The sequence below is a fragment of the Tessaracoccus sp. ZS01 genome, from assembly GCF_022342445.1.
Taxonomy (GTDB): Bacteria; Actinomycetota; Actinomycetes; order Propionibacteriales; family Propionibacteriaceae; genus Arachnia.
The window spans coordinates 78389-87027 of the sequence record NZ_PQFE01000012.1; the positions used below are offsets into that span (position 1 = coordinate 78389).

The window sequence follows — 8639 nt, forward strand, 5'->3', positions numbered from 1 at the left end:
TGCTCCTTGGTGATTTCAGTGTGCGTTGAGCTGGCGGGACAGGTCCCTGCCCAGGCGCCGGTTGCGGAGGAAGCCGCCGACGATGGTGCGCAGCCCACGGAAGTGGTGGCCGTTCACGAACGCGACGATGCCGTCGACCATCTCGTCGCTGACCACGCCGTTGGACATCTTCGCGATGGCCCGGAACGGCATGTTGTACAGGAACTGGATGTTGAGGTCCGGCTCGCCCTTGGCCTCGCTTCGACGGCGCAGGGTGACGAGGATCCAGTGCGCCAACCGGCCCAGGGGGCTGCGGGCGCGGCTGAGGTCGCCGAGCGGGTCGTTGCGGTCCAGCGCGCCGGAGGTGGCGTCCCTGGGCACGGTGATGCCGAACAGGTCGCTGAACTCGTCGTCGGCGAGGCCGCGCAGCATCGCCCGGCGCACGGTCTCAGGCGCGACGGTCGCGTCGACGGCGACGCCAGGGAGCTGCAGCTCGCCGCTCAGCCGCAGGTCGGCGGAGCTGGCGCCCACCAGGACGCGGCGGAGCCCGCCTTCGATCTCCCAGCCGCCGGAGGTGGCGTCGAAGTGGCGCCAGGTGTATCGGTCGAAGGGGATGGTCACGCTGGCGGATTCGCCCGCGGCGAGGTGCACCTTCGCGAAGCCCTTGAGTTCCTTGACCGGCCTGACGACGGCGCTGCCCGGCGTCGACACATAGAGCTGGGCGATCTCCGCGCCCGCGACGGGGCCGGTGTTCGTGATGATGAACTGCGCGCCCGCCTCGCTGAGGTGCAGGTCGGAGTAGGTGAAATTCGTGTAGCTCAGGCCGTGGCCGAACGGGTAGCGGACCGCGCGGCCCGCGGCCTCCGCGTGGCGGTACCCGACGAACACGCCCTCGCGGTAGACGCTTGGCCGGCCCTCGGCGGGGAAGCGCCCGAACGTGGGCGTCTCCGCCAGCGAGACGGGGTAGGTCTCGGCGAGCTTGCCCGACGGGGAGACCCCGCCGGTCAGCACGCGCAGGGCCGCCTCGGCGCCGGCCTGGCCGGACAGGTAGCCGTGCAGCACCGCCCGGGTCTGTTCCGCCCATGCCAGGTCGACGACGGAGCCCGCGCTGAGCACGACGACCACGTTGCGGTTGACGGCGGCGACGGCGCGCAGCAGGGAAAGCTGGGCGTCGGGGAGGTCGATGTGGCGGCGATCGACGCCCTCGGATTCGCTGATCTCGTCGAGGCCCAGGTAGACCAGCGCCACGTCGGCGGCGCGCGCGGCGGATACCGCCTGCGCCTCGAGGTCGCCGTCGATGCCGGAGTGGCGACGGTAGCCCTGCGCGAACGCGGTGAGCTCGAGGCCGCTGTCGGCGATGGCCTCGCGGGCGGAGCTCAGCCGGGTGGGGTTGACCTGGGACGAGCCAGCCCCCTGGTAGCGCGGCGTGTCGGCCATGTCGCCGATGAGCGCCACGCGGGTGCCGGGGGAGAGGGGGAGGATGGCGTCCTCGTTGCGCACCAGCACCATCGACTCCTCGGCGGCGCGGCGGGCGAGTGCATGGTGGGCGTCGTGGTCGACGGTGGGGCGCTCGGCGTCGGCGCCGGCGAGGGCGAGCCTGACGACTTCGGCGGCGCGGGCTGTGAGGTCGGCCTCGGCCAGGCGCCCGTCGCGGACGGCCTCGACCAGTTGGCGCACTGAATCCAGCCCTGGGGCCGGCATCTCCAGGTTGGCGCCGGCGGCGACGGCGGCGACGGGGTCGTTGCTGCCGCCCCAGTCGCTGATCACCACGCCGTCGAAGCCCCATTCACCGCGCAGGATGTCCGTGAGCAGGTGGCGGTTCTCATGGGCATACGTGCCGTTGACGAGGTTGTAGGAGCTCATCAGTGCACGGGGCTCGGCCTCGCGGACCACGATCTCGAAGGCGGTGAGGTACACCTCGCGCAGCGTGCGCTCGTCGACGACGGAATCTGACGCCATCCGGCGCAGTTCCTGGCTGTTGACCGCGAAGTGCTTGGGAGTGGCCGCGACACCTTCGGCCTGGATGCCCCGCACGTAGCCGGCGGCCAGCTTGCCGCTCAGGTAGGGGTCCTCGGAGAAGTACTCGAAGTTGCGCCCGCCCAGGGGGCTGCGCTTCAGGTTGAGGCCGGGGCCCAGCAGCACGTTGACGCCCAGCGCGGCGGCCTCGCGCCCGAGCGCGTGCCCCACCTCCTCGGCCAGTTCGACGTCCCAGCTGCAGGCCACCGTCGCCGAGGTGGGGAAGCAGGTGGCCGGTTCGGAGGCGTTGAGGCCGAGGTGGTCGCCGGAGCCCACCTGCTTGCGGACGCCGTGCGGGCCGTCCGCCATGAAGAACGACGGGACGCCGTGCCTGGGCAGGTCGCGTGACTGCCAGACGTTCTGGCCGCTCAGCAGGGCGGCCTTCTCAAGCGTCGTGAGTTCCTGGGTCATGGGTATCTCCATTGATTCGCGTCCCCCGGAGCCGGTGCGGGCGGCCCGGGAAGGGGTCGTCCGAAAGTCGACCACAGGCGTGGGAGTGGGCACCGGCACCGATGCACAGTCGGCACGATCCGCGGCACGATCCGTCGTCGGGTGCCTGGTGGCCCCGCGCTGTGGGCGGGGTGCGGGGCGGTCCTCGGCCGAGGCGGAGCGGCCCAGATCCCACCCCTATGGCGGGGATTTCCCGAAACCCTTGGTTGACCCGAGCCCCGCGGGTACATTGGGAAGTCCTATCCACCGACCGCTAGGAGGCAGCCTATGGGACTCGGAGACAAGATGAAGGAAACCGTCGGTAAGGCCAAAGAAGGCATCGGCGACGCAACCGACAACGAAGAACTCCGTCGAAGCGGCCAGCGTGATCGCATTGAGGCAAATGTCTCGGAAGTGGGTCACGAGGTCGATGAGAAGGTTGGCGATGCCTCTGGCTCAGTCGCCGACAAGGTTGAGGACTTCAAGGATTCCGTCACCGACGACCGTCGTCACTGACAACGGTTCGGCCACACGGCCCTGAACCAAACGGGACCATCCCTCGCGGGTGGTCCCGTTTGCTGTCTCCGCGTACCCGGAGCGTCCGCGAACGGACAACACAACAGACTACTTTCCCCTGACGCCCGGCTTTCTCGGGGGTGCCCCATGGAGCGCGCAGTGGCCATGATTGGATAGTTGCCATGACAGCGCGAAAGATCGGCGTGACGGAGCTCGTGCTCCGCGACGCACATCAGAGTTTGATGGCGACTCGCATGGCCATGGAAGACATGGTGGATGCGTGCGAAGACATTGATCAGGCAGGCTACTGGTCGGTTGAATGCTGGGGCGGCGCGACGTTCGACGCGTGCATCCGCTTCCTGAACGAGGACCCCTGGAAGCGGCTGCGGACCTTCCGCGAGCTGATGCCGAACTCGCAGCTGCAGATGCTGCTGCGCGGCCAGAACCTCCTGGGGTACCGCCACTACGAGGACATGGTCGTCGACAAGTTCGTGGAGAAGTCCGCCGAGAACGGCATGGATGTGTTCCGCGTGTTCGACGCCCTCAACGACCCCCGCAACATGGCCAAGGCGATGCAGGCCGTCAAGAACGTCGGCAAGCACGCGCAGGGCACCATCTGCTACACCGTCTCTCCCGTCCACACGGTTGAGGGCTACATCCGGCTGGCCGGCCAGCTCCTGGACATGGGCGCCGAGTCCATCGCCCTGAAGGACATGGCCGCGCTCCTGCAGCCGCAGCAGGCCTACGACATCGTCAAGGGCATCAAGGACACCTACGGCGACGTTCAGATCAACGTGCACTGCCACTCCACCACCGGCGTGACGCTCGTGTCGCTGATGAAGGCCATCGAGGCCGGCGCCGACGTCGTGGACACCGCGATCTCGTCGATGTCGCTGGGCCCCGGACACAACCCCACGGAGTCGCTCGTCGCGATGCTCGAGGGCACCGGCTACGAAACCGGCCTCGACATGGAGCGCCTCCTGCGCATCCGTGACCACTTCGCCACGGTGCGCCCCAAGTACAAGGAGTTCGAGTCGGCCACCCTGGTCGACACCGACATCTTCTCCTCCCAGATCCCCGGCGGCATGCTCTCCAACATGGAGTCGCAGCTCAAGGCGCAGGGCGCGGGCGACCGCATCCGCGAGGTCATGGAGGAAGTGCCCCGGGTCAAGGCCGACGCGGGCCAGCCGCCGCTGGTCACCCCGTCGTCGCAGATCGTGGGCACGCAGGCCGTGTTCAACGTTCTGATGGGCCGCTACAAGGTGCTCACCGGTGAATTCGCGGACCTGATGCTCGGCTACTACGGCGAATGCCTGGGCGAGCGCAACCCCGATGTCGTCGCCCTGGCGCAGGCTCAGGCCAAGAAGGAGGTCATCACCGACCGTCCGGCAGACCACCTGAAGCCCGAATGGGACGCACTGGTCAAGGCCGCCTCGAACCTCGACGGCTACGACGGCTCCGAGGAGGACGTGCTCACCAACGCGATGTTCCCGGGTGTGGCGCCGAAGTTCCTCAAGTCGCGCGACGAGGGCCCCAAGAGCGTCGGCAAGACCCACGCCCAGCTCAAGTCCGAAGCGACCGCCCAGAAGGCCGGCGCTGACCGCCCCGGTATCAGCGGCCCCGTCAAGTACAACGTCACCATTGCCGGCCGCTCGCACAGCGTTGCCGTCGAGCCGGCCTAAGGAGAACATTCATGGCAAAGCAGCACACGATGGAGGAGCGCCTCGCGCAGCTCGCCGAACGCCGCGCGCACGTGCAGACGGGCGGCGGCGAGGACAAACTCCAGAAGCAGCGCGACAAGGGCAAGCTGACCGCCCGTGAGCGCGTCGCCGCCATGCTCGACGAGGGCTCCTTCCAGGAGACGGGCGCGTTCCGCAAGAACCGCACCACCACCTTCGGCATGGACAAGGCGGACATGCCCGCCGAGGGCGTCGTCACCGGCTCCGGCTACGTCATGGGCCGCCCGGTCCACATCGCCTCGCAGGACTTCACCGTCATGGGCGGCTCCGCGGGCGAGGCCCACTCGATCAAGGTGACCGAGGCCCTCAACGCCTCGCTGCGCACCGGCACCCCGTTCGTCTTCATCAACGACTCGGGTGGCGCGCGCGTGCAGGAGGGCATCGATTCGCTCTCCGGCTACGGCAAGGTCTTCTACGCCAACGTGCTCCTCTCGGGCGCGGTGCCGCAGATCTCGATCATCGCCGGCCCCTGCGCCGGTGGCGCCGCCTACTCCCCGGCGTTGACGGACTTCATCATCCAGACCCGCAAGGCCCACATGTTCATCACGGGCCCGGGCGTGATCAAGCAGGTCACCGGCGAAGAGGTCACGCAGGACGACCTGGGCGGCGCTGACGCCCACATGGGTCGCTCCGGCGTCGTGCACTTCGTCGCGGACGACGACGAGCAGGCCATCCTGATCGCCCAGAAGCTGCTGAGCTTCCTGCCGCAGAACAACACCGAAGACGCCCCCGTCGTCAATCCCGACGACGTGGTGGAGCCCAACGAGAAGCTGCGGGGCATCATCCCCGTCGAGTCCAACAAGGGCTACGACGTGCGCGAGATCATCCACGAGATCGTCGACCACTCGGACTTCCTCGAGGTGCAGGCCGGCTGGGCGCGGAACATCGTGGTGGGCTTCGGCCGCATCGTGGGCCGCACCATCGGCATCATCGCCAACCAGCCCAGCGTCATGTCCGGTGTCCTCGACATCGACTCCTCGGACAAGGCCAGCAAGTTCGTCCGCTTCTGCAACGCCTTCAACATCCCCGTGGTGAACCTGGTCGACGTGCCGGGCTTCCTCCCCGGTGTCGCCCAGGAGCACAACGGCATCATCCGCCACGGCGCGAAGATGCTCTACGCCTACTCCGCGGCCACCGTTCCGAAGATCACCGTGGTGCTGCGCAAGGCGTACGGCGGCGCGTACCTGGCCATGTGTTCCAAGGACCTCGGGGCCGACAAGGTGTTCGCCTGGCCCACCGCAGAGATCGCGGTGATGGGTGCGGAGGGCGCGGCCAACGTCGTGTTCCGTCGTGAGATCGCCGCAGCCGAAGACCAGGACGCGCGCCGCGCCGAGCTGGTGGAGGAGTACCGGGAGACGTTCTCGACGCCGTACATGGCGGCCAGCCGTGGCCTCGTCGACGACATCATCGATCCCGCCGACACCCGCCGCGAGATCGCCATGGCGCTCGAACTGCTCATCGGCAAGCGCGAGATCCGCCCGGCCAAGAAGCACGGCCTCGGCCCTGCGTGATCGGAGTCGACATGGAAGACACCCAGATGCAGGAGCTGCGCGACCTCGTCGCGCAACTCACGGACAGAATCGCGGGGCTGGAGGCGCAGGTCTCCGAGCTGCAGTCCGCCAAGGAGATCCCAGAGGCGGACCTCATCGCCATCGGCGCCGCGGTGGCGGCGTACTTCGGGCACCGCGCCCGGGTGCGCGCCATCCGGTACGGCTCGCAGACCCGTTGGGCCGCCGCCACCCGAACCCGCGTCCATGACCGCTCCGTCCCGCACGTCCGTTAAGGAGACACCACAATGAAGCTCAAGGTGACCGTCAACCAGACGGAGTACGAAATCGATGTCGAGATCGAGGAGGAGGAGCGTCCCGGGCTGGGGCCGATCGTGATCGGCGTCAACGCAGGCTCCAATCCCATCCCGACGAAGGCCTCGGTCAGCGCTGTCAGCTCCAACGCTGTCGTCGCGCCCCTGGCAGGGTCCGTCGCACGGATCCTCGTCGCTGAAGGCGAAGAGATCGAGTCCGGGCAGGTGCTGCTGGTGCTCGAGGCCATGAAGATGGAGACCGAGATCACGGCCCCCACGGCCGGCAAGGTCGCCAGCATCCTCGTCGCCCCCGGCGACGCGGTGCAGGGCGGCCAGGCCCTCATCGAGTTCTGAGCCGCGCAGCGACGGGCGCCCCACCTTTGGGTGGGGCGCCCGTCGTTCATTGTGGGGTTGGATAAGGTTGCCCCAGATCGAGATGAGGAGATCGCGTGAGCGACGACAGAACTGGCGAACCGACGGACCCCAGGCCGGTTGAGGGGTTGCCGTTCGACGAGGAGACCCTCGTCGCGCTGCCATCGCCTGACCCATCCGCGCCCGTCGACCGGGCCGACGTCATCGGTGAGGGTGGCCGCTGGGTCGCGGGCTGGGCCGGCCGCCTGATCCTCATGGCCGCCGCACTGTTCGTCATCGGCTGGCTGGCCGCCAAGTTCTGGGACGGCATCCTCCCCGTCGTGCTCGCGCTCCTGTTCGCCTCGGTCCTCTGGCCCGTGACCGCCTGGCTCAAGGCCCGCGGGGTACCGTACGTCGCCGGCGCTGCCATCTCACTGCTCGGCGGCTTCGGCGCCCTCGCCGGGCTCATCTGGTTGATCGCCCCCAGCATCGCGTCGCAGTGGTCCACGTTGTCCGGCCAGGCCATCAAGGGCGTCCGGCAGCTGCAGGACTGGGCCGCCGGCCCGCCCCTCAACATCCGCGACGAGCAGCTCGACAGCTGGATCGACCAGGGCCTCAACTGGATCCAGGGTAGGAGCGGCGAGTTGGTGGGGCAGGCCCTCAACGTGGGCGGTTCCATCGGCAGCGCCATCGTCACGCTCCTGCTGACACTCGTGCTCACGTTCTTCTTCCTCAAGGACGGCCACGGGTTCCTGGCCTTCACCCGTCGCGTCGTGGGCCGCAAGGCCGGGTTCCACGCCACTGAACTGCTCACCAGGCTGTGGACCACCCTGTCCGGCTACGTCCGCACCCAGGCCATCGTCAGCTTCGTCGATGCGGTGTTCATCGGCTTCGGCCTGTTGGTGCTGGGCGTGCCGCTGGCCTTCCCCCTGGCCGTGATCACGTTCATGGCGGGCTTCATCCCGATGGTCGGCGCCATCACGGCCGGCGTGCTCGCAGTACTCGTCGCGCTCGTGTCCGGCGGCATCTACACCGCCCTGTTCACCCTCATCCTGATCCTCGCGGTGCAGCAGTTGGAGGGCAACGTCCTCCAGCCCATGCTCCAGTCCCGGGTCATGCAGCTCCACCCGGTCATCGTGCTCCTCGCCGTGCTGCTGGGAGGCGTCTGGGGCGGCATCATCGGCGCCTTCCTCGCAGTTCCGGTGGCGGCTTCCATCGCCGTCGTGATGCGCTACCTGGAAGACCTGATCGACCTGCGCACCGGAGACCTGGGTGCTGAGGACATCCGCTGGGCCACCGACGACGGGCACACCGTCGCCTTCGAGGGCGAGCAGCACGCCGCGTTCTTCCGCGCGCTGGTGCGCCGCCGCACCGCCCGCCGCGAGGTGGAGGAGGGCACGGATCGTGCCACCGTGGAGCTTCCCGACGGCGAAGTGGCCCGCGTCGACGGCACCGGCTGGCTCGGCAAGCTCATGCGCCGCCGCCCACTCGAGGGCACTCCGGATCCGAAGGAGCAACTGGGCCCGGAGGAGCCCCAAGACCGGTAGACCGCAGAAAGCCGCAGGCCGGTTGAGCGTTTGGGCAAAACGCCTTGACCGGACCCAGTCGCCGCTTGGAGGGTGACCACAACCCCCTTCAAAGGCGAAAGGTATCCATGCGGAGCACCAGACATCTGCTGGCCACGGTATTGCTCGTGCCAGCGCTCATCGCGACCACCGGCCTCATCACCTCGCCCGCCGGCGCGGTCGAGGTGGGCACCGAGACCCACGGCAGCACCCCCGTCACCCCGAAGCCCGCCACCCCCGAGG

At 68.5% G+C, this 8639-nt stretch carries 7 protein-coding genes; 6 read left to right on the forward strand and 1 reads right to left on the reverse strand.

Annotated features, from left to right (window positions below):
* Positions 1-15: 15 nt before the first annotated feature.
* The gene (locus tag C3E87_RS10955; RefSeq protein ID WP_143571004.1) at positions 16-2406 is read right to left on the reverse strand and encodes a glycoside hydrolase family 3 C-terminal domain-containing protein; all 2391 of its coding nucleotides are present in this window, start codon (positions 2404-2406) and stop codon (positions 16-18) included.
* A 306-nt stretch (positions 2407-2712) separates the two neighbouring features.
* Between C3E87_RS10955 and C3E87_RS10960 the strand changes: the two genes are divergently transcribed.
* From C3E87_RS10960 to C3E87_RS10985, 6 genes are all read left to right on the forward strand, one after another.
* The gene (locus C3E87_RS10960) at positions 2713-2940 is read left to right on the forward strand and encodes a CsbD family protein (RefSeq protein ID WP_076062715.1); all 228 of its coding nucleotides are present in this window, start codon (positions 2713-2715) and stop codon (positions 2938-2940) included.
* Between the two features lie 182 nt (positions 2941-3122).
* Positions 3123-4622 carry a methylmalonyl-CoA carboxytransferase subunit 5S gene (locus C3E87_RS10965; RefSeq protein WP_076062717.1) on the forward strand — a complete coding sequence of 500 codons (1500 nt, stop codon included), beginning with the start codon at positions 3123-3125 and terminating at the stop codon, positions 4620-4622.
* A gap of 11 nt (positions 4623-4633) precedes the next feature.
* Entirely contained in the window at positions 4634-6190 is a 1557-nt protein-coding gene (locus tag C3E87_RS10970) for an acyl-CoA carboxylase subunit beta (RefSeq protein WP_076062719.1), read from the forward strand.
* An 11-nt stretch (positions 6191-6201) separates the two neighbouring features.
* Positions 6202-6462: a hypothetical protein gene (locus tag C3E87_RS10975; RefSeq protein WP_076062734.1), complete on the forward strand. Its 261-nt coding sequence runs from the start codon at positions 6202-6204 to the stop codon at positions 6460-6462.
* A 12-nt stretch (positions 6463-6474) separates the two neighbouring features.
* On the forward strand, positions 6475-6834 hold the full coding sequence (locus C3E87_RS10980; RefSeq protein WP_076062722.1) for a biotin/lipoyl-containing protein: 360 nt from the start codon (positions 6475-6477) through the stop codon (positions 6832-6834).
* A 95-nt stretch (positions 6835-6929) separates the two neighbouring features.
* A complete protein-coding gene (locus tag C3E87_RS10985) occupies positions 6930-8378 on the forward strand; it encodes an AI-2E family transporter (RefSeq protein WP_076062724.1) in 1449 nt (482 codons plus the stop codon).
* Positions 8379-8639 lie beyond the last annotated feature (261 nt).